The sequence below is a fragment of the Bacillus sp. AR13-1 genome (assembly GCF_008042285.1).
GTDB classification, from domain to species: Bacteria; Bacillota; Bacilli; order Bacillales; family Bacillaceae_G; genus Bacillus_A; species Bacillus_A mycoides.
Genome location: NZ_QNUA01000022.1, coordinates 18,494 through 43,026, shown reverse-complemented (window position 1 = coordinate 43,026; position 24,533 = coordinate 18,494). Strand labels below are relative to the sequence as shown.

27 protein-coding genes and 1 pseudogene are annotated in these 24,533 nt (G+C 34.3%); 24 read left to right on the top strand and 4 right to left on the bottom strand.

What is annotated here, in order from left to right:
* Window positions 1–66 precede the first annotated feature (66 nt).
* The 3 genes from DN408_RS17675 (at window position 67) to DN408_RS17665 (ending at window position 1,928) form a co-directional block, all read left to right on the top strand.
* Window positions 67–498, top strand: a complete 432-nt coding sequence (locus tag DN408_RS17675; RefSeq protein WP_078178890.1) for an Rrf2 family transcriptional regulator — start codon at window positions 67–69, stop codon at window positions 496–498.
* Between the two features lie 103 nt (window positions 499–601).
* On the top strand, window positions 602–1,252 hold the full coding sequence (locus DN408_RS17670) for a DsbA family oxidoreductase (protein ID WP_002135718.1): 651 nt from the start codon (window positions 602–604) through the stop codon (window positions 1,250–1,252).
* A 73-nt stretch (window positions 1,253–1,325) separates the two neighbouring features.
* Window positions 1,326–1,928, top strand: coding sequence for a nitroreductase family protein (locus DN408_RS17665; protein ID WP_078178891.1), 603 nt, complete (start codon window positions 1,326–1,328; stop codon window positions 1,926–1,928).
* A 164-nt stretch (window positions 1,929–2,092) separates the two neighbouring features.
* Here the strand turns inward: DN408_RS17665 and DN408_RS17660 are convergent, their stop codons facing one another.
* The gene (locus tag DN408_RS17660) at window positions 2,093–2,512 is read right to left on the bottom strand and encodes a GNAT family N-acetyltransferase (RefSeq protein ID WP_078178803.1); all 420 of its coding nucleotides are present in this window, start codon (window positions 2,510–2,512) and stop codon (window positions 2,093–2,095) included.
* Between the two features lie 217 nt (window positions 2,513–2,729).
* On the opposite strand from DN408_RS17660, the gene DN408_RS32075 reads away from it, so the two are divergent.
* From DN408_RS32075 to DN408_RS17650, 3 genes are all read left to right on the top strand, one after another.
* On the top strand, window positions 2,730–2,864 hold the full coding sequence (locus tag DN408_RS32075) for a hypothetical protein (protein ID WP_002012306.1): 135 nt from the start codon (window positions 2,730–2,732) through the stop codon (window positions 2,862–2,864).
* 107 nt (window positions 2,865–2,971) lie between these two features.
* Window positions 2,972–4,582: an amidase family protein gene (locus DN408_RS17655; protein WP_002141334.1), complete on the top strand. Its 1,611-nt coding sequence runs from the start codon at window positions 2,972–2,974 to the stop codon at window positions 4,580–4,582.
* 159 nt (window positions 4,583–4,741) lie between these two features.
* Window positions 4,742–5,761, top strand: coding sequence for an AI-2E family transporter (locus DN408_RS17650; RefSeq protein WP_002031308.1), 1,020 nt, complete (start codon window positions 4,742–4,744; stop codon window positions 5,759–5,761).
* 46 nt (window positions 5,762–5,807) lie between these two features.
* On the opposite strand, the gene DN408_RS17645 is transcribed toward DN408_RS17650, so the two are convergent.
* Both DN408_RS17645 and DN408_RS17640 read right to left on the bottom strand, forming a co-directional pair.
* A complete protein-coding gene (locus DN408_RS17645; RefSeq protein WP_078178802.1) occupies window positions 5,808–6,092 on the bottom strand; it encodes a YesK family protein in 285 nt (94 codons plus the stop codon).
* Window positions 6,093–6,204: 112 nt separating this feature from the next.
* Window positions 6,205–7,149, bottom strand: coding sequence for an L-lactate dehydrogenase (locus tag DN408_RS17640; RefSeq protein WP_002012312.1), 945 nt, complete (start codon window positions 7,147–7,149; stop codon window positions 6,205–6,207).
* A gap of 200 nt (window positions 7,150–7,349) precedes the next feature.
* On the opposite strand from DN408_RS17640, the gene DN408_RS17635 reads away from it, so the two are divergent.
* From DN408_RS17635 to DN408_RS17580, 12 genes are all read left to right on the top strand, one after another.
* Entirely contained in the window at window positions 7,350–8,786 is a 1,437-nt protein-coding gene (locus DN408_RS17635) for a flavin monoamine oxidase family protein (RefSeq protein ID WP_078178801.1), read from the top strand.
* 117 nt (window positions 8,787–8,903) lie between these two features.
* Complete coding sequence (locus DN408_RS17630) at window positions 8,904–9,827, top strand: CobW family GTP-binding protein (RefSeq protein ID WP_041868035.1); 924 nt, start codon at window positions 8,904–8,906, stop codon at window positions 9,825–9,827.
* 130 nt (window positions 9,828–9,957) lie between these two features.
* Window positions 9,958–10,563, top strand: a complete 606-nt coding sequence (locus DN408_RS17625) for a TetR/AcrR family transcriptional regulator (protein WP_002165957.1) — start codon at window positions 9,958–9,960, stop codon at window positions 10,561–10,563.
* A 15-nt stretch (window positions 10,564–10,578) separates the two neighbouring features.
* Complete coding sequence (locus tag DN408_RS17620; protein ID WP_078178800.1) at window positions 10,579–12,069, top strand: o-succinylbenzoate--CoA ligase; 1,491 nt, start codon at window positions 10,579–10,581, stop codon at window positions 12,067–12,069.
* 4 nt (window positions 12,070–12,073) lie between these two features.
* Window positions 12,074–12,490 carry a MaoC family dehydratase gene (locus DN408_RS17615; protein ID WP_002012316.1) on the top strand — a complete coding sequence of 139 codons (417 nt, stop codon included), beginning with the start codon at window positions 12,074–12,076 and terminating at the stop codon, window positions 12,488–12,490.
* Entirely contained in the window at window positions 12,490–13,485 is a 996-nt protein-coding gene (locus DN408_RS17610) for a 3-oxoacyl-ACP synthase (RefSeq protein ID WP_078178799.1), read from the top strand. The genes DN408_RS17615 and DN408_RS17610 overlap by 1 nt, the downstream gene beginning before the upstream one ends.
* 62 nt (window positions 13,486–13,547) lie before the next feature.
* Entirely contained in the window at window positions 13,548–14,465 is a 918-nt protein-coding gene (locus tag DN408_RS17605; RefSeq protein ID WP_033730544.1) for a 6-bladed beta-propeller, read from the top strand.
* 234 nt (window positions 14,466–14,699) lie between these two features.
* Complete coding sequence (locus tag DN408_RS17600) at window positions 14,700–15,917, top strand: substrate-binding domain-containing protein (protein WP_078178798.1); 1,218 nt, start codon at window positions 14,700–14,702, stop codon at window positions 15,915–15,917.
* A gap of 91 nt (window positions 15,918–16,008) precedes the next feature.
* Complete coding sequence (locus DN408_RS17595) at window positions 16,009–16,782, top strand: ABC transporter ATP-binding protein (protein WP_000149306.1); 774 nt, start codon at window positions 16,009–16,011, stop codon at window positions 16,780–16,782.
* Complete coding sequence (locus tag DN408_RS17590) at window positions 16,760–17,461, top strand: branched-chain amino acid ABC transporter ATP-binding protein (RefSeq protein ID WP_001196706.1); 702 nt, start codon at window positions 16,760–16,762, stop codon at window positions 17,459–17,461. The genes DN408_RS17595 and DN408_RS17590 overlap by 23 nt, the downstream gene beginning before the upstream one ends.
* 21 nt (window positions 17,462–17,482) lie before the next feature.
* A complete protein-coding gene (locus DN408_RS17585) occupies window positions 17,483–18,343 on the top strand; it encodes a branched-chain amino acid ABC transporter permease (RefSeq protein WP_078178797.1) in 861 nt (286 codons plus the stop codon).
* Window positions 18,344–18,392: 49 nt separating this feature from the next.
* On the top strand, window positions 18,393–19,346 hold the full coding sequence (locus DN408_RS17580) for a branched-chain amino acid ABC transporter permease (protein ID WP_078178804.1): 954 nt from the start codon (window positions 18,393–18,395) through the stop codon (window positions 19,344–19,346).
* Window positions 19,347–19,510: 164 nt separating this feature from the next.
* Here the strand turns inward: DN408_RS17580 and DN408_RS17575 are convergent, their stop codons facing one another.
* Window positions 19,511–20,299 (bottom strand): LysR family transcriptional regulator, encoded by a 789-nt coding sequence (locus DN408_RS17575; protein ID WP_002031321.1) that lies wholly within the window; start codon window positions 20,297–20,299, stop codon window positions 19,511–19,513.
* A 120-nt stretch (window positions 20,300–20,419) separates the two neighbouring features.
* On the opposite strand from DN408_RS17575, the gene DN408_RS17570 reads away from it, so the two are divergent.
* The 6 genes and pseudogenes from DN408_RS17570 (at window position 20,420) to DN408_RS17545 (ending at window position 24,345) form a co-directional block, all read left to right on the top strand.
* Window positions 20,420–20,986, top strand: coding sequence for a DUF4865 family protein (locus DN408_RS17570; protein WP_078179201.1), 567 nt, complete (start codon window positions 20,420–20,422; stop codon window positions 20,984–20,986).
* A gap of 24 nt (window positions 20,987–21,010) precedes the next feature.
* A pseudogene (locus DN408_RS17565) lies at window positions 21,011–21,414 on the top strand (tautomerase family protein).
* Window positions 21,411–21,734, top strand: a complete 324-nt coding sequence (locus DN408_RS17560) for a carboxymuconolactone decarboxylase family protein (protein ID WP_033669504.1) — start codon at window positions 21,411–21,413, stop codon at window positions 21,732–21,734. Before DN408_RS17565 ends, DN408_RS17560 begins: the two are co-directional and overlap by 4 nt.
* A 101-nt stretch (window positions 21,735–21,835) precedes the next feature.
* Window positions 21,836–22,279, top strand: a complete 444-nt coding sequence (locus DN408_RS17555) for a MarR family winged helix-turn-helix transcriptional regulator (protein WP_002012331.1) — start codon at window positions 21,836–21,838, stop codon at window positions 22,277–22,279.
* Window positions 22,280–22,331: 52 nt separating this feature from the next.
* Window positions 22,332–23,273, top strand: a complete 942-nt coding sequence (locus tag DN408_RS17550) for a ring-cleaving dioxygenase (protein WP_078179199.1) — start codon at window positions 22,332–22,334, stop codon at window positions 23,271–23,273.
* Between the two features lie 16 nt (window positions 23,274–23,289).
* Window positions 23,290–24,345, top strand: coding sequence for an LLM class flavin-dependent oxidoreductase (locus DN408_RS17545; protein WP_078179198.1), 1,056 nt, complete (start codon window positions 23,290–23,292; stop codon window positions 24,343–24,345).
* Window positions 24,346–24,533 lie beyond the last annotated feature (188 nt).

Sequence of the window (24,533 nt, the reverse complement as noted above, 5' to 3'; positions counted from 1 at the left end):
TTTGTAAAAAGGATTGACTTATTTTTATGTTGTAACTATAATGATTACATCGAGGTGGTGATCACGATGAAAATTAGTAGCCGCTTTTCTATAGCTGTTCATATTTTATCTATTTTGAAAAACAATCCATCTTCAGTTTGCACTTCAGACTATATGGCCGAGAGTGTAAATACAAATCCGGTAGTCATTCGTAAAATAATGTCTTACTTGAAACAATCTGGATTTGTTTACGTAAATCGCGGACCAGGTGGCGCGGGATTATTAAAGGATTTACATGAAATCACATTATTAGATGTGTATCATGCAGTGAATGTAGTGGAAGAAGACAAACTATTTCACTTTCATGAAAAACCGAATCCAGACTGTCCAATTGGGGCGAATATTCAAGCTGTTTTAGAGGTTATTTTAGTTCAGGCGCAATCTGCGATGGAAGAAGTGTTGAGAAATATTACGATGGGGCAGTTATTTGAATCTTTACAACAAAAAATGAAAGCATAATATGATAATTGCAAGTCTCTAAAAGAGAATGCATATTTTTTTCTTAAAATTGTAACTGTTTTGGTTACATCTAAAAATAAAAAGAAGGTAAGGTGTAAAAGATATGACTGTAAAAATGAAAGTATACTCAGATTTTATATGCCCGTTTTGCTTTTTAGCAAAAGGCCCATTAGATGAAGTAGCGAAAGAGAAAGATGTAGAAATCGAATGGATGCCATTTGAATTGCGTCCAAGTCCATATTCTAAAATAGATCCTTGGAACGAGCCAGATAAGTTAGGTTCATGGGATTCTTTCATTCTTCCTACTGCAAAAAAATTAGGGGTTGAAATGCGTCTGCCACGCGTTTCTCCGCATCCATATACACATTTAGCTTTTGAAGGGTGCCAATTCGCGAAAGAGCGTGGACTTGGAAATGAGTATCATCACCGAGTATTTACTGCGTTTTTCCAAGAAGAGCAAAACATTGAAGATATTGATGTATTAACGAAATTAGCGGTAGAAGTAGGGCTTCCTGAAGCTGAATTTAAAGATGCTTTAGTAAATCGTAAATATAAAGAAAAACATCAAGAAGCGATTCAACATGCATATGATGAAGCGAATATTATGGCGGTACCAACTGTAATGATTGGAGATGAAGTCATTCAAGGACTTGCTAGTAAAGAAACGCTAGAAAGAGTAATTGATAAAGAAATCGAAAAGGATAAAACAAATTCATTTGAAGGTATGCAATGTAAGGCGGATGGATATTGCTAATTCGTCTTGCATGAAAGACTCAAATTGATTTGTTTAAATAAAAATAATAAAACATATATTTGGAGGAATTAAAATGTCAGTAACTACAACAAACTTAAAAGAAGCAATCGTGAACCGTCGTTCAATTCGTAAAGTAACAAAAAACGCTACAATTACAAAAGAAAGAATTGAAGAAGTATTAAAAACAGCTTTACACGCACCAACTTCTTTCAATATGCAAAGTGGCCGTATGGTCGTATTAATGGATGGAGAGCATGAAAAGTTTTGGGATATCGTAAAAGAAACACTTAGATCACGCGTGCCAGCAGAAAATTTTGAAGCAACAGTAGAAAGACTAAAAGGCTTCCATGCAGGTGTAGGAACAGTTCTATTCTTTGAAGATCAAGCAACTGTAGAAAAAATGCAAGAAAATGCACCGTTATATAAAGATCAATTCCCATTCTGGTCTCATCAAGGTAATGCAATGTTACAACATACTGTATGGATGTTATTATCAGCTGAAGGAATTGGCGCATCATTACAACATTACAATCCAATCGTAGATGCTGAAGTGAAAGAAACATGGAATATTCCAGCGGAGTGGAGTTTAGTAGGACAAATGCCATTTGGTGAGCCAAATGAACAACCAGGGGAAAGAACATTCTTACCTACTGAAGATGTAGTGAAATTTTATTAAGAAATTTAATATATACAGAGTTAAATAAATGAAAGGAGAGTACATATATAGCTATATATGTACTCTCCTTTCGTATGTAATGTTTAAATGCGATTGTGGAAAAGGTTACTGCAAGAATAATTTCTTTCATATGAATCGAAGTTTTCCCTACAATTAAAAATCTATCATGTTTTTGAAATGACAGTAAACATCCCCGTCATGTTTGGTGAGTAATTTTTAAAATCAAATTTTTCATAGAACGATTCTTTACCTTGTGATGCAAATAAACCGACAAACGCCTTATCAGGGGCAGTCTCATTTAAGTATGCAACCAAAAGATGCATTATTTCTTTCCCAATACCATGTTTCTGATAATCCGGATGAACCACTATATCTTGAATATAGAAATAGATAGATCCATCACCAACAATTCTCCCCATGCCCACAATTTTTTCATTATCTTTGACCGTGATGCAGTGAATAGAATGCTTCAGTGAAGTATCCGCTACTTCAAAATTCATATAATTAGTCCATCCAACAGAATCACACAAATATTTGTACTCTTCCAATGTTGGAATGTTATGTTTAAACTCATATGTTTTCAAAATGCATCCTCCATGTCCTTAAATTCAATAAGTATATAAATTCGACATATTTTTATCTATTCCTCTTACGCAACAGAACTCCTTTTAGTTATTGAATACTATATCATCTGTCTCGTCTATTTAATTTAGTCCAGCTTCCCTATTCGTATTGGTGTTAATTTATGTGCATTTAGGGAAGAAATATAAGAAATAATCTGGTGAGAAAGGAAGTGGGAACATGAATGATGAGAAAAAATATACAGTTGTCGGTACTGATGTTGATGAAGTGAAACGTTTAAATAAAAATTCAGGGTTAACATATAATCAGGTGAAGGAATTGTTAGCAAAGCAAATGCAAAAAAAAAGTAATTAGATTGAAATTTTTCATTTTTTCATTTAGCATTTTGATTGGAGAGAGTTAAGTAAAAGGTAACTCTCTTTTTTATATAAATGAGCAACTTTTAGAGTGGAGGAAGCAACATGAAAAAATGGGTAAAGATAACGTTGTCTATCGCTGGAGGTATTGTTCTATTGGTGTGTGCCGGAGGATATTACGTGTATAAAAATTATTTTCCAAAGGAACCTGAGCGTATTGTATATGATAAAGACAGAGTGTTAAAACCGATACATAATCAGCTTAAAGGGATCGACATAGATAATATAAAGATAAAAGAAAAAGAAGTTGTAAATGCGACTGTGGATGAGCTTCAAAAAATGGTTGATGATGGGAAATTATCATATGAAGAATTAACGAGTATTTATCTTTTTAGAATACAAGAACATGATCAAAATGGAATATCATTAAATGCTGTTACAGAGATTAATCCTAATGCAATGGAGGAAGCACGACAGTTAGATAAAGAGAGATTTTTAAATAAGAAATCGAACTTATACGGCATTCCTGTCATCGTAAAAGATAATGTACAAACAGCGAATGTTATGCCGACAAGTGCTGGAACTTATGTATTAAAAGATTGGATTGCAGATGAAGATGCGATGATTGTGAAGAAGTTGAAAGAAGAAGGGGCGTTTGTTTTAGGAAAAGCAAATATGTCTGAGTGGGCGAATTATTTATCTTTTACAATGCCAAGTGGATATAGTGGGAAGAAAGGACAAAATTTAAATCCATATGGCCCGATTACATTTGATACATCAGGATCGAGTTCAGGATCTGCTACAGTGGTTGCAGCTGATTTTGCACCGCTTGCAATCGGGACGGAAACGACGGGATCCATAGTAGCACCGGCAACGCAACAATCAGTAGTTGGGTTACGTCCGTCTTTAGGTATGGTTAGCAGAACAGGAATTATCCCGTTAGCTGAAACACTTGATACAGCAGGGCCAATGGCAAGAACGGTCAAAGATGCAGCAACGCTATTTAATTCAATGGTAGGTTATGATGGAAAAGATGCTATGATAGAAAAAATGAAAGATAGAGATAGAATGGATTATACGAAGGAGTTATCGATAGATGGATTAAAAGGGAAAAAGATAGGGATTCTTTTTTCTATAGAACAACAAGATGAAATTAGAAAAGCAGTAGCGAAAAAGATTAGAAAGGACCTTGAAGATGCAGGTGCAATATTGACTGATGATGTTCAGTTAAACAGCGAGGGTGTAGATAATCTGCAAACATTAGAATATGAGTTCAAGCATAATGTTAACGATTATCTTTCACGGCAAAAAAATGTGCCAGTAAAATCGTTAGAAGAGATTATAGCGTTTAATAAAAAGGATAGTAAACGACGAATAAAGTATGGACAAACATTAATTGAGGGTTCTGAGAAATCTGCTATAACGAAAGATGAGTTTGAAAAAATAGTTCAAACGAGTCAAGAAAATGCAAGAAAAGAGCTAGATAGGTATTTAGTAGAAAAAGGTTTGGATGCTCTTGTGATGATTAATAACGATGAAGTTCTTCTATCAGCTGTGGCTGGTTATCCAGAATTAGCAGTGCCGGCAGGATATGATTCTGATGGTCAGCCGGTAGGTGTAGTGTTTGTTGGGAAACAGTTTGGTGAAAAAGAACTTTTTAATATTGGATATGCGTATGAACAGCAGTCTAAAAATAGACGATCTCCTAAAATATAGAGTTGATAAAGTGGTTTTTAGAAAAGTAGTAGATAAAAAAATCCGACAATAAAAAAGAAAAAAAGGATTCTTTCCAATTAGTAAGAAAGATTGTCTATAGAAGTTCATAAAATGTAATATATCCAATTTCCATCCATTGAAGGGGGAGGTTAATTCTTAATGAATGAAGTGAAAAATTTCTTTCGAAGCAGAGGGTTTCAACGGTTTCTCGTTTTAATAATATTAGTGCTTGTATTGTATGGATTAAAAAGTATGATTAATTTAATATTAATTACGTTTATTCTCACGTTTTTGATGGATCGATTTCAAAAGTTTATTTCAAAAAAATTGAAAGTAAATAGGAAAGTGGTTATTGCTGGTTTATATATTGTGTTAGTGACGTTTATTGTAACTACACTATATAAATATTTGCCTGTACTAACGATACAAATTTCACAATTAATTTATCAATTTAAATTGTTTTTTCAAAACCCACCTGATAACGAGATAATTAAATATGCACTTTCGACAATTAATGGAATGGAAGTATCGAAATATATCGAACAAGGTGTAGATGTCATTTATCAATCGATAGCAAACATAGGAAAAGTCAGTTTACAAATACTACTTTCTCTTATTTTAAGCTTATTTTTCTTATTAGAAAAAGAACGCATTATAGCATTTACTTCGAAATTTAAAGATAGTAAGCTGAAAATTTTTTATGAGGAGATTGCATATTTCGGTGAAAGGTTTGCAAGATCGTTCGGAAAAGTGATTGAAGCACAGTTTTTAATTGCGGTTGTAAATTGTGTGCTCACTGTAATTGCACTTGTCATTTTAGGATTTCCACAGCTTCTTGTATTGGCTGTCATGGTCTTTCTACTCGGTTTGATTCCAGTTGCTGGTGTTATCATTTCATTGTTTCCACTTTGTATCATTGCCTATAACGTCGGCGGGGTTGTGTATGTTGTTTACATACTAGTGTTCATTACAGTAATCCACGCTCTTGAAAGTTATTTATTAAATCCAAAATTTATGTCTGCAAAAACGAATTTACCTGTTTTTTATACATTTATGATTCTTATCTTTTCAGAGCATTTCCTCGGAATATGGGGGCTTATTATTGGGATTCCAATCTTTATCTTTTTATTAGATGTACTTGATGTAAATAATGATGAACCGATTAAAGATAATAAGTGATAGAAAATGACCGATGTTTTCTCTTGATGAAAACATCGGTCATTTATTATTTTTTCTTTGGAGGAGGTAGTTTAATGAAGGTATTTGCAAATAAAGCTATAATAACAGCAGCAAAAATAAAGACTGCAATTACACTAACTCCCATACCTGGCCATCCTCCTACAAGGAAGATACTTATCGGTATTGCTAACAAGCTTAAAAAAATTAGAATCAATCCGAGATTCTTATCATATTTTTTAGTTGGAAATAGCGTTCTGATGATTAAGAAGAGGAAAAGTATTAAGGATGCTACAGCTAGCAAGAGGATTGCAATCGTCAAAGAATCATTCATGAAATCACCCCTTTTTATAGATAATATTACCGTTTAAATTGAGGGGGAACTATAAAAGTATAAAAAAGCAATCCAATATAAATCGGATGGCTTTTTTGATTGGAAAATATGATTAAAGAACAGGAGCCATTGTTTCTTTCAACACTTGAACAGAGTGATCGAATTTTAATTCTTCCTCTTCACTTAGTTCAACTTCTAAAATTTCCCGAACACCGCCGCGGTTTAAAACAGCAGGTACGCCGATATAAACATCCTGTTGGCCGTATTGACCTTCAAGATATGCTGATACAGTTAATACGCTGTTTTCATTGCTTAAGATTGCTTTCGTAACACGTAAAAGTGACATGCCGATGCCGTAGTATGTAGCACCTTTTCGTTCAATAATGTGATAAGCTGCATCACGAACGTTTACGAAAATATCATCTAAATCTTTTTGGTTATATGTGTTGTCTTTTTCAAGAAGCGTTTGTAGTTTTTGAATACCAATTGATACGTGACTCCACACCGGAAGTTCTGTATCACCGTGCTCTCCGATAATATAAGCGTGAATGTTATGAGGTCCAATATCGAAGTACTCACCTAACATATAGCGGAAACGAGCAGAATCAAGAGTTGTACCAGAACCGATTACGCGTTCTTTCGGTAATCCAGATTCTTTCCAAGTTACGTAAGTTAAAATATCTACAGGGTTTGTTGCGATTAAGAAGATACCGTCAAAGCCGCTATCCATAATGCTACGAACAATTTGCTTGAAAATTTTAGCGTTTTTCTCAACTAAATCTAAACGTGTTTCACCTGGCTTTTGTGGCAATCCAGCTGTAATTACAACAAGATCTGCGTCTTTACAATCTTCATAACTACCTTTCCAAACTTTTGTTGGAGCTGGTGCGAAAGGAACGGCATGGCTTAAGTCCATTGCTTCTCCTTCAGCTTTTGCTTCATTTACATCCACTAAAACAAATTCTTCAGCTACAGCTTGGTTAATCATGCAGTAAGCATAACTACACCCAACTGCTCCTGTTCCTACTAATACAACACGGTTAATACCTTTTTTCATTTCAAAATTCCTCGCTATTTCATAAATTTTATTATGTAAGATAATACGTCTTACTTCTATAATTTCATATCTATTTTATTACATTTTATAAAAGATATTCAAGTATTTGAAAATGTATCCGCTCAATTACTTGAATGAAACATAGGAATTCTGTTAAACGAATATAATTCAGTAAAATCCTTCGTAAAAGGGGAATTGGCATGGGGAATCCATTATCGATGGAACAAATGCTTCAAATTGTTCATGAAGGGCTTGCCAAAACGAATAACCCCAAACGGATTACAGTTGCCGGTGCAGGGATATCTGGATTAGTTGCAGCATCTTTATTAAAAGAGGCTGGGCACGAGGTAACGATTATAGAAGCAAATAACAGAATAGGTGGCAGGGTGTATACGATTCGGGAACCATTTAGTGCAGGATTATATTTTAACGCAGGTCCTATGCGTATTCCGGATACTCATGATTTAACTTTAGCCTACATTCGTAAATTTAAACTACCGTTAAACCTTTTTATTAATAAAACTTCTTCAGATATAATTTATACGAATAACAAAAGAACGAGATTGGATGTGTTTGAAAAGGATCCAAGTGTACTTGGATATCCAGTTTTAGATAAAGAAAGAGGGAAAACAGCAGAAGGGTTAATGTTAGGGGTATTGGAACCGATACTTAATTATATTAAGAAAGATCCGGATAAAAACTGGATTATTGTTGAAAAAAAGTATAAAACATATTCGCTCGGTTCATTTTTAACCGAGTATTATTCAGATGGGGCAATAGATATGATCGGAGTACTTCTTGATATGGAAGCATACATGGGAATGTCTTTAATTGAAGTATTACGCGAAATGATCTTTTTCACTTCAACGACGAAATATTATGAGATAACGGGCGGGATGGATGCATTACCAAATTCATTTTTACCAGAGCTAAAGGATAATATTTTTGTGCCGTATAAAGTAGAAAAAATTATACAGGAAGATAATAAAGTAATGATGCAAGTAACACATGAACAAACGTTAAATTCATTTATAGTAACTGGTGACATCGCTATTGTCACAATTCCATTTTCAGCTTTGCGATTTGTAGAAGTTCAGCCATATCATTTATTCTCTTATTATAAAAGGCGGGCAATTCGTGAATTAAATTATATTGCTTCAACTAAAATTGCGATAGAGTTTAAAAGTAGATTTTGGGAAAGAGCAGGACAATATGGTGGTAAGTCAATTACAGATTTACCTATCCGCTTTACATATTATCCGAGCTACGGCATTCATACACCAGGGGCGGCTATCGTTTTAGTGAGTTATACGTGGGCAGATGAGGCGTTAACGTGGGATAGTCTCTCGAATAGAGAACGTATTCGTTATGCGTTGAAAAATTTAGCGCAAATATATGGAAATGTGGTTTATAGTGAGTATGTTGCGGGTGAATCTTTTAGCTGGAGTCAAAATCCGTATTCTTGCGGAGCATTTACAGCTTTTGAACCAGGGCAAGAGCTTGAATTGTTTCCATATATTACGCCGCCAGCGGGTAGAGTGCACTTTGCAGGAGAACATACGACATTAACACATGGATGGATGCAAGGAGCAATCGAGTCTGGAATTAGAGTTGCTCATGAAGTGAATGGAAAATGAAACGATAATCTAGCAGTTTTGTTTACAAATAAGTATTCTTTTAATAAAATGATAAATATAAATCGTAATAATTACGCTTTGAAGAAATTTGAAGTAGAGAAATGGATGGTCGGTCGAATGAGTAAAGTAGAAATTCATATATTAGGTGGTTTTTTAGGTAGCGGAAAATCAACATTGCTGCAAAATTTATTATTAGCAGAAAAGAAGAAAAATCGAAAAGTTGCAGTTTTGATGAATGAAATCGGTGAATACTCGGTAGATACAGATATTATTGGAAAAGAGAATGTGTTAAGGGAACTGCTGAAAGGATGTATTTGTTGTACGTTAAAAGAAGAGCTTGAAATTCAATTACATTCTTTATATCAACAAGAAAGACCAGATGTAATTTATATAGAAACAACAGGTGTCGCACATCCAATTGAAGTGTTAGATGCATGTGTATCACCAATTTTAGCTCCTTTCCTTGAAGTGAAATCTATAGTAGTCGTATTAGATGCAGTAAGATGGTTAAACCGAAGTATATTAAGTGCAAATGTACAACAGCTATTACATGAGCAAATGAAATATGGAAGTCATATTCTTATTAATAAATCAGATTTATTAACAGATTCGGATAAGAACAAAGTACTTGAAGACGTAAAGGCAATAAATAATCATGCGAAATTGTTTGAAACAAAGTATTGTAATATATCTTTAAAAGATATAGAAGAAGCTGAATTTGTGAGAGATGGAGAACATGAGACACTACATGTCAAACAGCATTTACATATACAAACGATGACGTATCAATTTACGAAATCGATTGATCAAGATAAATTATATGAATGGCTTTCGAATTTACCAGATAGTATTTATCGCGTAAAAGGATTTGTGAAATTCCATGGAGATAAATACCCTCACTTATTCCAATATTCATTTGGCGTACCAACCTTACTGGAACAAGACTTCGGTTTCCCGACAAATTTGGTAGTAATAGGGGAAGGATTAGATAAGAAGCAATTGGTTGAGGGGTTAGAGAAAGTAGAACTTAATTCTAATTAAGATTAAAGGACTAACTTCAAAATAAGTTAGTCCTTTTTTGTATGTAGAAAAACGCTTGCGGATTTTGTCTAATGAAAATAATTGAAAAATTCAGAAAAATATTTATAATCAAATCTAAGAGGTGATTCAGGTGTCAGAAAAAATAATAATGGATGTAAAAAACCTAACAACAAAAGGGTTAGAAACGAGAGAGAAATTATTGTGTGCTGCAGAAGAGGTATTTGGTAATAAAGGATATTACGAAGCTTCTATCGTGAATATTACACAAGAAGCAACGGTAGCGCACGGAACTTTCTATAATTACTTTCCATCTAAAAAAGATATATTTGATGAATTGATTCGCAGATTGAACCGTGAGTTACGCTTAATTATTAAAGAAGAAATGAAGGGGATATCAAGTTATGAAGAGGCACAAAGAAGAGGTTTTCAGGCCTTTTTTCGATGGGTGAAAGATCGTCCTAATCTATATAACATTGTACAACAGGCGGTAGTTGTTGATGATAATTTATATAGATGGTATTATGCAAAGCTCGCAAATGGATTTTTAAAAAGTTTATCGGCTGGCATGGAAGCGGGAGAATTTAAACAACTTGATAAAGAAACAATTGCGTATTGTCTTATGTCAATTGGTCAATTTTTAGGAATGCGATGGGGCTATTGGGAAGAGAAAGATGTTCCGGGAGATGTATTTGAAGCAGCGATGTCATTAATATTTGAAGGATTGAGAAAGAGATAAGGGAGTGGGGAAAATATGCAAGGCATTGCTTATTGGATTGAAAAACGGGCCTATTTACATCCAGATCGCATTGCCATTATTACAGAAGAGGAGGAAATGACATATAAACAGTTACATGAGTATGTAAGTAAAGTAGCAGCATATTTAATTTACGACTTAAATGTGCAAAAAGGAGAGAGGATAGCTATTTTATCACAAAATAGCTTGGAATATATTGTACTTTTATTTGCTATAGCAAAGGTAGAATGTATTGCTGTTCCACTGAATATACGGTTAACAGAAAATGAACTTATATTTCAGTTAAAAGATAGTGGAGCTACAGTTTTATTTGTAGAGGAAACATTTCAAAATATGGCACTGTCAATGCAGAATGTAACATATGTACAAAGAGTTATTTCGATTAAAAGTTTAAAAGAAATAGAAGATAGAAAAATTGACAACTTTGAAGAGATAAATGAAAGCGCATCCTTTATTATATGTTATACCTCGGGGACAACAGGACAACCGAAAGGAGCTGTACTTACACAAGAGAATATGTTTTGGAATGCGCTTAATAATACATTTGCGATTGACCTAACTGTTCATGACCGCTCCATTGTGTTATTGCCTTTATTTCATATTGGTGGGATTGGTTTATTCGCATTTCCAACTTTATTTGCAGGTGGAATAATCATTGTTCCGAGAAAATTTGAGCCAACCATAGCTCTTTCTATGATAGAAAAATATAAAGTGACTGTTGTAATGGGAGTACCTACAATTCACCAAGCATTAATTAATTGCGCAAAGTTTGAAACTACAAATTTACAATCAGTTCGCTGGTTTTATAGCGGTGGTGCACCATGTCCAGAAGAGTTGATGAGAGAATTTATAGATAGAGGATTTTTATTTGGTCAAGGCTTTGGTATGACTGAAACATCACCAACCGTATTTATGCTTTCAGAAGAAGATGCAAGACGTAAAGTAGGCTCAATTGGAAAACCTGTTCTGTTTTGTGATTATGTACTTATTGATGAAAACAAAAATAAAGTTGAGATTGGTGAAGTTGGAGAGTTACTAATAAGAGGACCAAATGTAATGAAAGGGTATTGGAATCGGCCAGATGCAACAGAAGAAACGATTCAAGATGGTTGGTTATATACGGGAGATTTAGCTAAAGTTGATGAAGATGGTTTTGTATACATTGTCGGTAGAAAAAAAGAAATGATAATTTCCGGTGGTGAAAATATTTATCCCCTTGAAGTAGAGCAAGTTATTAATAAACTATCAGAAGTATGTGAGGTAGCAGTAATTGGTACACAACATGTAAAGTGGGGAGAGATTCCAATCGCCTTTATTGTGAAAAAGAGTTGCAGTGTATTAACTGAAAAGGAAGTCATTGATCATTGTCGTTTATTTCTAGCCAAATATAAAGTTCCAAAAGAAATTGTGTTTCTAGAGGAATTGCCTAAAAATGCAACTGGTAAAATTCAAAAAGCACAGTTAGCAAATCAACTGAAAAGTAGGTGAAGGGATGATTATGTATAGTTCCGGTCAACAGGCATCATGTAGTAAAACAATAACAGAAACGGATTTTGTATTATTTGCGGGTTTGAGCGGGGATTTTAATCCAATTCATATTGATCATGAGTATGCAAAACAAACTAGATTTAATCAAAGAATCGCACATGGTTTATTAACTTCTAGTTTATTATCACAATTGTTAGGCGTTCATTTACCAGGAAAGGGTTCCGTTTATATGGAACAAACTATTAAATTTACAGCGCCAGTTTTTATAGGAGATACGATTACAGCTACGGCAACAGTACAAGAATTTATGATAGAAAAGAGAGTTTTGAAATTGTTAACTGAGTGTCATAACCAAAAAGGAGATTTAGTGTTAACAGGTGTAGCGACTATGATGGTGCCAAAAGAAGGAGGAATTGTCTAATGAGAATTGGGATTGAAGCAACTGGTGTTTTCTTCCCAAAAGACGTAGAGACGGCCGCAGATTTATCTAAAAAAACAGGTATTCCTGAGAATATTATTATAGAAAAGTTTGGGTTATATGAAAAACATGTCGCAGACGAAACGATGCATGCATCAGATTTAGCTATTGCTGCTGCAAAGCCAATATTATTACAAGTAGATCCTCAATCTATTGATGTAGTCATTTATTTTGGCAGTCCACATAAAGATTACCACGTATGGTCTAGTGCCCCAAAAATTCAGCATGAACTTGGATTGAAAAATGCTTATGCTTTTGAAATTATGAATGTTAGTTCTTGCTTTCCAATCGCTCTCAAAGTCGCAAAGGATATGCTCTACTCTGATAAATCAATTGAAAATATATTATTAGTAGGTGGATGTAAAGAATCTCAAATTGTAGATTATGATAATCCACGCTCACGTTTTATGTTTAATTTTGCTGATGGCGGAAGTGCAGCTTTAGTAAAAAGGGGAGCTAGCAACGGTGAAATATTAGGCAGTGCGATTATAACGGATGGTTCATTTCATGACGATGTTCGTATTCCAGCTGGTGGATCGAAGCAGGTTGCGAGCTATGATACAGTTGAGAATCGACAACATTATATTGATGTAATAGATCCTATTAGTATGAAAGAACGTTTAGATCCAATTTCAACCCCTAATTTTGATAAGGTTATTCGGGAGGCGTTAAGAAAAAGTGGATTTACTCCTAAAGATATTAAAGTATTGTTACCACTGCATACAAAACGCTCTATGCTAATAGAATTGTTACAGGGGCTGGGCTTAGTAGAAGAGCAAGTTGTATATTTAGATCATTATGGGCATATGTCAGCACTTGACCCATGTATAGGTCTTCATTTTGCAAATGAGCAAGGGAAATTACAGCCTGGAGATATTGCAGTAGTGGTTAGTGCAGGTACTGGGTATACTTGGGCAGCTACTGTGATTAGATGGTAGTAAGCATGGATTTTATCAAAAAAATTATATGTTGTTTTTTCATTGTTATTGTGAGTCTAGGGATGTTTGCTTCTGTAGGAAGTGCCTCTGCTGTAAAATATGTGAAATCATGGGGGAGTGAGCTAGATACTTCTAAGTTATTAAGGACACCAGTGGCGATGGCAAGGGATGCAAAAGGATTTTTGTATGTTGTTGATATGGGGAATAATAGGATTTTGAAAATAGATAAGAATGGAGAAGTTGTTGATGCTATAGGAACTTTAGGTGAAGGTCCGGGACAGTTTAATATGCCATTTGGTATTGCTGTTGATAAAGAAGGTAATATTTTAGTTGCGGATACAGCGAATTATCGTATTCAAAAATTTAATGAGGAGTTTCAATTTATTAAAAGTTGGGGCACAAAAGGTAAAGGAAGTGAGCAGTTCTCGTTTCCTAGGGAAATTGCAGTAGATAGCGATAACAATTACTATATTACGGATGAATACAATCATCGTATTCAAAAATTTAATCCATTCTTTGTATATATGAAAGAATGGGGGAGAAAAGGAAGTGGAGAGGGAGAGTTTTTTCAACCTATGCAATTAGCAATTGATTCAAAAGATAATGTTTATGTTGTGGATCGGATTAATAATAGGGTTCAAAAATTTGATAATGAGGGTAATTTTCTTACAAAATGGGGTACAAATCATGGAGCTGGAAACTTAGATCCACTAGAAAATTGGAGAGAGGGTTCAGGAGATCTTTTTTTGCCAATAGGAATTGAAATCGATATAAATAATACGGTATATGTCACAGATACTTCTAATAATCGTGTGAATATTTACAATGAAAATGGGAATTTTTTAGAGTCTTTTGGAAGTTTTAATGGTATGTCAGGGCAGTTTTTCTCACCACAAGGAATAGATGTGGATAGTCAAGGGAATATCATTATTACAGATGGTTTACTCCAAAGAATTCAATTTTTTAAGAAAGCTAATTAATATTGGAGACTCAAAATGCTTGTTAGAAAGGATAGAAGTTTAATAGTTTGGGAATGCGGTATAGGTAGGAATAAAATATTTATATGAAATTGTAAAGGTGTTTAATGGAAATCGGAGAAGATACATGTATACTAACAATCTCGTTTATATTATTCAAAGGAAAAGTCATAATTACGGATGGGTAACTTTGGCGTGTTTGATTCTATCAGAAAGTAAAGTATGGGGAGGATCACAATGTCGATGAAAAAACGTAAATGGCTAAGAATGGTGGCTACTGGTTGTGTGTTAGGTTCGTTATTAATAACGGCAGCTTGTTCAGGAAAGAAAACAAGTACAGAGGATGAAAAGACGATTAAGGTAGGGGTTCTTGCTTCATTAACAGGTCCATTAGAATCATATGGAAAACAAACAGTCAACGGATTTGAATTAGGGTTAGACTATGCAACGGGTGGAACTGGGAAAGTGGAAGGGAAGAAGATTAAGTTTGTTGTAGAAGATACGGAAACAAAAGCTGATGTAGCAGTTAAAAAAGCTACGAAATTATTAGAAGAAGAGAAAGTCGATTTTTTAGTCGGATCGTCTAGTTCAAGTGATACATTAGCGGTTTTACCACTTGCAGAAGAATATGAAAAAATAATGGTTGTAGAACCAGCAGTAGCTGATAGTATTACCGGGAAGAACTGGAATAAATATATTTTTAGAACAGGTAGAAATTCATCTCAAGATGCAGTCGCTGGTGCTGCGGCAATTGCTAAAAAAGATGTAAAAATAGCAACGTTAGCACAAGATAATGCTTACGGCCGTGAGGGAATTGCGGCATTTAAAGCTGGAGCAAAGAAATTAGGTGCGAATATTGTAAACGAGCAATATGCTGATACAAATTCGACTGACTTCACTGCAAATATTCAAAATATCATTAGCTCAAAGCCGGATTATTTATTTATCGTTTGGGCAGGGGCAAATTCACCTTGGAAACAGTTAAAAGATATGAATGTGGAAGCGCAGGGTATTAAAATTTCTACCGGTGCACCAGATATACCGGCATTAAAAACGATGGATGCGTTAGTAGGAATGCAAGGTTTTTCTGTTTATTATCACACACTTCCGAAAAATAAGGTGAATGATTGGTTAGTTGAAGAACATAAAAAACGATTTAATGGTGCGGTGCCAGATTTATTTACAGCAGGAGGAATGTCAGCGGCAATTTCAATTGTAGAAGCTTTAAAGAAAACAAAAGGTGATACAGATGTAGATACATTGATTAAGAAAATGGAAGGAATGGAATTTGATACACCGAAAGGAAAGATGAAGTTTAGAGAAAAAGATCACCAAGCGATGCAGACACTTTATTCTATCACATTGAAAAAGCAAGATGGTGTTGATTATCCGGTGCCAGTATTAGAGCGAGAATTAACGATGAAAGAGACAGAACCTCAAGTTCAAAATAAATAGACTGAATTTTCTGTTGTTTACGTATAAAGAGGGAGTACACCCTCTTTATACGTATTTCTTTCATACTTAAAGCTTTAAAGGGAGGGATTTCGTGACACATTTGCTAGAAACGAAAAATCTTTGCGTATCTTTTGGCGAGCATCATGTTATTAAGGATGTGAATTTAACAGTACAAAAAGGAAAGCTCATTTCAATTATTGGACCAAATGGTGCAGGAAAGACAACGCTATTCAATTTACTAAGTGGACAAATTTCTCCAACAAAGGGTGAAGTATATTTTAAAGGACAAGAGATTACAAATTTATCAATTTCGGATCGTACTCGATTAGGAATTGGTCGTTCTTTTCAACTTACAAATATATTCCCAGAGTTAACGGTACTTGAAAATGTTCGTTTAAGTGTTCAATCATTTGTGCAAGATTACTATAGTTTTTTTCCGAGTTCGGCAAAATTTAAGCAACAAGTTGGAGAGGCGAGACGTTTCTTAAAAACAGTATTACTTCACGAGAAAGAACATGTATTAGCGAAAGATCTAGCGCATGGGGAAAAACGAAAGTTAGAGCTTGCGATGTTATTAGCTTTAAAAACGGATGTGTTACTACTTGATGAGCCGACGGCAGGTATATCAGTTGAGGAGGTACCGGCTATTTTACAAGTGATTGAAAATATTAAGAAACATCCAGAGAGTACAATTGTACTTATTGAACACAAAATGGATATGGTACTAGGTTTGTCAGACCATCTTATCGTTTTATTCCATGGAGAGTTATTGGCTGAAGGTTTGCCCGAAGAAATGATGAAAGATGAGCGTGTACAAAGTGCTTATTTAGGGGGATTATATAGTGGCACTATTACAAGTGAATAATATAGAGACGTATTTAGATCAGTTTCATATTTTACAAGGGGTATCTCTTACTGTTGAGAAAGGAACGATTACTGTACTGTTTGGAAGAAATGGGGCAGGGAAGACTACGACATTACGTTCGGTTATGGGATTTCACCATATCGCACATGGTGAAATTTATTATGATAGTACACAAGTAAATGGATTATCTACACATTTAATTTCAAGGAAAGGAATAGGGTATGTACCAGAAAATCAAGGTATTTTTCACGACCTGACAGTAGAAGAAACATTCGCTCTTGCTAGGGGGAAGGGAGAAGAAGCGGAAGAAAAAATAGACTGGATGCTTGAATTATTTCCAGATTTAAAGCAATTTTGGCACAAAAAAAGCGGACTCTTAAGCGGAGGGCAAAAGCAAATGCTAGCAATTTCAAGAGCATTTATTAATAGTGATGGTTTATTACTTATTGATGAGCCGAGTAAAGGCTTGTCGCCCATTATGATAGAAAAATTAATGATAGCCATTTTGAAAATGAAAGAGAAAACAACAGTTTTACTCGTTGAACAAAACTTTATGATGGCTAGTCAAATTGGTGATTACTTTTATATTATGGATAACGGAAGAATTGTTCATAACGGTTTTATGCATGAATTAAAAGAGGATAAGGAAATGTGTCACAAATATTTAGGAATCTCTTAACATGAATCCGGGGTGAGAAGGATGGATGTGTTAATCAATTTACTTGTAAATGGGATTTCAACAGGGATGCTCATTTTTTTATTAGCGTCAGGTCTTTCACTTATTTTCGGTTTAATGAGCGTTCTAAACTTCGCACATGGTGGGTTATTTGCATGGGGAGCTTTTACAGGTGTATGGATATTTAATACAACTGGAAGCTATTTACTCGCTTTAATTGGAGCAATTGCTATGGGGATGTTTCTTGGATTCATTTTAGAAAGATTCCTTATTAGACCGGTATATGGAAATCATGTTCGCCAGCTTCTTGTGACGCTTGGAGGAATGCTTGTACTTAGTGAATGTATTAAAGTATTTTGGGGGCCAAATCCAATTGGTGCTAAATTACCGTTATGGTTACAAGGTAGTTATACATTTGAAGGCGTTATATTAATTAAATATCGTCTATTCGTTATTTTAATTGGGATCATCATTTACATTGCCTTACTATTATTGCTCAAAAAAACAAAGATAGGTCTTATGATTCGCGCAGGTGTAATGGATAAAGAGATGGTTCAAGCGCTCGGTATTAATGTAAAAGCGATATTTTCTTTCGTCTTTTTATTAGGAGCAGGGATGGCGGCTTTGGGAGGCTTCTTATTAGCACCGTATTCAGGTGTTATTTTCGCCGAGATGGGTATGCAGTATGCGATTTTAGCTTTTATAGTAGTGATAATTGGAGGATTAGGAAGCGTACAAGGTTCAGCAATCGCTTCTTTAATTGTTGGATTAGCTGGTGCTTTTACAGCATATTTTATACCGGATTTATCACTTGCAATTAATATGTTAATGTTACTATTTTTCTTAATAGTGAAGCCAACGGGACTTGTTGGTGAAAAGGGGTGAAATGGTGAACAGCACATCGAATCGAATTAAAGTATACTTCGGAGTATTTATGCTCATTTGTTTAAGTGTATTTCCATTCGTAAATGATTCACGGAGCTTGTTAATTTTGTTCACTCAAATCTTCATCTTTGCTATTTTCGCTATGAGTTTTGATGTTCTCCTTGGATATACAGGTATTGTTTCATTCGGTCATTGTATGTTCTTTGGTATAGGGGCGTATGGGGTAGCACTTTTATTTGATCGACAAGGGGTGTCTATCACAAACTTTTTTATAGGAATAGCAGCCGCAATTATTGTATCAGCCATCGTTAGTTATATAATCGGTTTGCTTTCTTTACGGCTGAAAAGTCATTTTTATGCAATGTTAACGCTCGCTATTTCCCAGCTGTTTTTTGTACTTGCTGAAAAATGGCGTTCACTGACTCATGGAGGAGATGGATTTACATTTCGTGTACCAGATATATTCCGTGATCGTTTTACATTTTATTATATAACATTTATATGTCTAATCAGTATTTTCATTTTGTTACGTCTTTTTACAAAATCTTCAATTGGGAAAGTGTTAAAGGCGATTTCACAAAATGAACAACGAGTTGAAGCACTTGGCTATAAAGTTCTTCATTATAAAATTATTGCTAGTGTTGTTGCAGGAGTAGTTGCAGCGATTAGCGGTGGTTTATTTGTTATCACTTTACGCTTTGTTAATACAACTGTATTTTCAATTGAAATGACATTAAATGCATTATTGATGACAATGATTGGGGGAGTTGGAACGTTAATCGGAGCTATTGCTGGAGCGGGGATTATTGAATCATTGAAATATTATTTATCAGAACTAGCTACAGAGTATCCAATTTTTGAAAGGTGGACGATTATTCTTGGTTTATTGTACATTATCGTGCTTCTAGTTTTTCCGAAAGGGTTAGTTGGAACAGTTAAGAAGTTGAAGAATTTTAAAAGGGATAAGAAGGAGAAGAGCACAGGGGTGGAGCAGAACGTGTAAAATAAGTCTTCAAGATGAAAAGGGATGTCCTAGTAGTTAAACATATTAACTAGGTAACATCCCTTTTTATTTTATTAGGCCGTACGATAGTATATGAAGTTATATTAGCGATTCGAAAAGGGATATCTATTTACCCGTAAAATACGACAAGTGTAGCCTCTTTATTAATTAAATAGTTCACCTGGAATCACTTTATCTAAGTCTCGAGTTGTAAAGAAGTTAATAGGTAGTTTTTCAACCGCGACATTTTCAACTGGAACTAATTTATCATTTCTAATCGGTAAAAAAGCTATCCCATTTCCCTCAACAATAAACTCTTCAATAAGCGAATAAGAATCTAACTGTTGAAGTTGATGCTGAGATAGATTGTTTTCTTTTAGAAATTGTATTGTCATATTTCTAAAAGGGCACTTTTTATCGTTACTAACAAAGAAAAGTTCTTTTGAAAAGTCAATGTTACACTGTTCTTTCGCTTTTAATAAGCCTACAGAAATTGAAGTGGTGAATACTTTTTTAAACGCTGCGTCGGGATAATCCTCATAAGTTATGACCATATCAACTTTTTGTTGCTGTAGTAGTTTTTGTAAATGGCTACTACTTTCTATATATATTTGATAATTCCTGAAATTTTCTTTAATACGCATACTTAAATAATTAGTCAAAATAGATTGTGACGTCGCTATTACATAAGAAGAAGCACTTGTTTTAATTTCATCTTTCGCTTCTTCTAAAAGAGCTAATATTTTATTCGTGTAGTCTAATAAAATGTCACCAGAAGGTAACAGGGAGACACCTTTGTTATCTCTATGTAGTAAAGGTGTTTCTAATTCTTGTTCTAATTTTTTGATTCGCTCAGTTACATTTGGTTGTACATAGCCTAGCTCTTTAGCAGCTTTACTAATAGATCCTTCGTTAGCTACAGTTTTAAATATAATAAGATCATTTATTTCCATTCATTTCAGCCCCTTATACGGTATCATTATAAATGATATCAAACATAATTTATACCTATTTTACGTCAGCCGATCATCGGTTTATCATTATGTATATAAGATCGAAAGTGAGTGATAAACATGATTGGTATGCAATATAAGGTCATTTTACCAAAGGATTATGACATGGAGATTATTAAAAAAAGGGTAAAGGATAATGGGTTTAAAACTGATGGTTTTCAAGAACTAAATTTTAAGGCTTATTTAATTACTGAGACAGGTAAGGATGGGGATTTCTATAACTGTTATGCACCTTTATATATGTGGAATGGTCATGAAGGGATGAATAAATTTATCTTTGAAGGGTATTACGATAATATTTTGCAATCGTTTGGGTGGCAACAAATAAATATAGGTGTTCCATTAGTTGTTAATTTAAGTAATGATTTTAGAAAAAGTAGATATGCTGTTGAATATGCAGGGAGTATTTCTCAAAGTAAATCGCTGATTGGGACGCAATTAAATAAAGTAAATGAAAATGTGCAAAACATAGAAAAATGTTTAGGAAATGTAATAGTTTATAATCCGGATAAGTGGGGATATAGTCAATTCAGTTTTTATAAGGAAAAGCCTGAAATAGATGTAATGGACGATGTTACTATTTATGAGATTTTACATATTTCACGAGGATATGTTGTTGAATGCTAAATTAAGAAAAAGGAATGAAAATCTATGCCTTTTGTGAACGTTTATTATCATGAAGATATATTAAATAAAGAAGAGTTGAAAAAGATAGGTGAATGTATCCATCTTTCATTAATTGAACATTTTAACATCCCTGAAAATGATTATTTTCAAATATTTTTACCTTATCAACAAAATCAATTTTTGTATAATCCATATTATTTGTTGGAAAGAGGAGAACTGAGAATATGATTCATGTTTCTATTACATGTGGACCTGGAAGAACAGTGCAACAGAAAAAAGGTTTGTATCAATCTATATCCTTTGAAATTTCAGCATGTTCTAATCTGAAAGTTACTGACATTTTTATTACATTACATGAGACAGCTGCTGAAAACTGGTCATTTGGTCAAGGGATGGCACAATTGGTAAAAATGAAGGGAGCAAAATGATGAATGAACCAATTGAATTCTATATTCCAAAGAAAATGAGAGAAGTAGCACCTGTATTTTCTCATTATAGTGAAGAGATATTATTTGAGGAAGTGTGGCGGGATGCCGCTTTAACATTAAGAGAAAGAAGCTTATGTACATTGTCGGCACTAATCAGTCTTGGTAATACAGAACAATTACCATTTCATCTGAAGCTAGCTAAACAAAATGGGATAATGGGGAATGAATTAGTTGCATTAATAACACATATGGCTTTTTACGTTGGTTGGCCAAAAGCTGTGGCAGCTTTAAATATAGCAATGAATGAAATGGAAAGTTAAGAATGATGATTTTGGGAGGTATTTTTAACATATTTCTACTTGCATTACTATCACTTGAGTGGTAAAGTGATAGTAAGATCAACGCTAGGAAGTGATGAAACATGCGTGAAAATACGATAGGATCGTTAATATGGCTACGTTTAATACGATTTACGAACCAAAGTAATCAAATGTCAAATGAGTTTTTAAAACGTTTTGATTTAACAACAGCCCAATTTGATGTGCTTTTGCAAATACGGACTTATCAGCCATTAACACAAATGGAGTTAGCAGAAAAGGTTACCGTTACACAAGGCGGTATTTCTCGAATGTTAACACGTCTTGAAAAAGAAGGATATATTATACGAAAACAAGATTGGAAAACGAAAACAATTAGTCTTACAGAGCAAGGGGAAGCGGCTTTAGAAAGAGCATTGCCAGAGCAACTTGCATTTCAATCATCATTTTTTGATGATGTATTAAATGAAGAAGAGCAGAAAATACTATACGAGTTGATGTCAAAAGTTCATAAGCATAGTGAAAAAAAAGAATTACCGAATGAGTAATTTTTTTTACTTAATCAATTGACTAATCAAGTGATAAAGAGGAGGAAGTTTTATGTATACAATTCCAGGGCATCACCACATTTCTATGGTGACTAAAAATGCGAAAACGAATAATAATTTTTATCGAGATGTTTTAGGGTTACGCCGGGTGAAAAAGACAGTCAATCAAGATAATCCATTTATGTATCATTTGTTTTATGGTGATTTAACAGGGAGTGCCGGAACTGAATTATCATTTTTTGAAATGCCGAATGTAGGTAGAACAATCCGTGGTACAAATGCAATAACACAAATAGGCTTGCTCGTACCTTCAATAGAAAGTCTTACATTTTGGAAGAGACGTTTTGAGTCACTCCAGGTGGCGCATGGGGAAATTACAACTTACGCCGGAAGAGACGCACTGCACTTTGAAGATCCAGATGGTCTACGGTTAGTGCTGTTAAATAATAAAGATGAAGAGGTGCCTGAATATTGGACTGCATGGGATGAATCTTCTGTAGAGCAGAATCATCGTATTTTAGGCATGGGAACAGTTGAAATGACAGTGCGCAGTTTAAATAAATTATCAAAAACATTAACAGGTTTGTTTAGTTATAAAGAAGTATCTCGTTCAGACGATGAGGGGATTTATCAATCTATTGATGGTCAATCTTTTGGAGAAATTTTGGTGAAACAGCAAGATGGAGAGAGTGAAAGACCCGGAAAAGGAAGTATTCATCATTTAGCTATTCGTGTGAAAAATGATGAAGAACTGAGTTATTGGAATGAAGCGGTGAAAGATAAAGGGTTCCAATCAACAGGGATTATCGATCGCTTTTATTTTAAAAGTTTATATTTCCGTGAGTCAAATGGCATTTTATTTGAGATTGCGACGGATGGACCAGGATTTACAGTAGATTCAACAGTTGAAGAATTAGGAAAAGAGCTGGATTTACCACCATTTTTAGAAGAGAGAAGAAAAGAGATAGAAGAGAAATTAATACCACTTAATTAAAAGGGAGAGAGTAACTATGGAAAAATACCGTATTGATACAAGTAAGGGAATTGAATTTGGATTATATTCAATTGGAGATCATATTTTAAATCCGCATGATGGTTCGAAAATAAGTGCAGAAAAAAGAATTCATGAACTAATTGAAACAGCTAAGTTAGCAGATGAAGCTGGAATTGATGTGTTTGCTGTCGGTGAAAGTCATCAAGCGCATTTTACAACGCAAGCTCATACAGTTATTTTAGGAGCTATTGCACAAGCTACGAAAAACATTAAAATCGCGAGTTCTGCAACAGTATTAAGTACGTCAGATCCGGTTCGTGTATATGAGGATTTTGCCACAATTGACTTAATTTCTAATGGTCGTGCTGAAATCGTTGCTGGTCGCGGCTCTCGTATTGGGGGATATAGTTTACTTGGTTACGATGTAAATTATTATGAAGAACTATTTGAAGAGAAGATGGAACTTTTATTAAAAATAAATAAAGAAGAAAGTGTAACATGGAAAGGGCAGTTTAGAACGCCACTTGAACATGCGGCAATTATACCGAGAGCTAAAAATAACAATATGCCAATTTGGCGTGCTGTTGGAGGGCCACCTGCTAGTGCAATTAAGGCAGGACGCGCAGGTGTACCAATGATGCTTACGACACTTGGTGGCCCAACTGTTAATTTTAAAGTTTCGGTTGATGCATATCGTGAAGCAGCTGAGCAAAGTGGTTTTGATCCAGCAACATTACCAATTGCGACAACAAGTTTATTTTATACAGCAGAAAATTCACAAGATGCACTTAGTGAATATTATCCTCATATTAATGCTGGTATGCTTGCGCTACGCGGTGGTGGGTATCCAAAACAACAATTTACTAACGCAGTAGATCACCGTGATGCGTTAATGATTGGTAGCCCGCAACAAATTATTGAAAAAATGCTTTATCAATATGAATTATTTGGACAGCAACGTTTTATGGCACAGATTGATTTTGGCGGTGTACCATTTGATAAGATTGAGAAAAACATTGAATTAATTGCTACCGAAATTATGCCGGCTGTTAGAAAATATACAACGAAATAATGATTAAAGTACCGGGAATATAATTTATTCTCGGTACTTTTTTATTTAGTCTGTTTGAAAAATGACAAAAAAACGAATTTTATGTCTAGAGAAAGGGGAGTTTTTTTCTATTTGTGAATAACAATATTGTTGATTTGAATTTTGGAAATACATTTTTCTCTTGACAAAAAACTAGCATATTTCTAGGT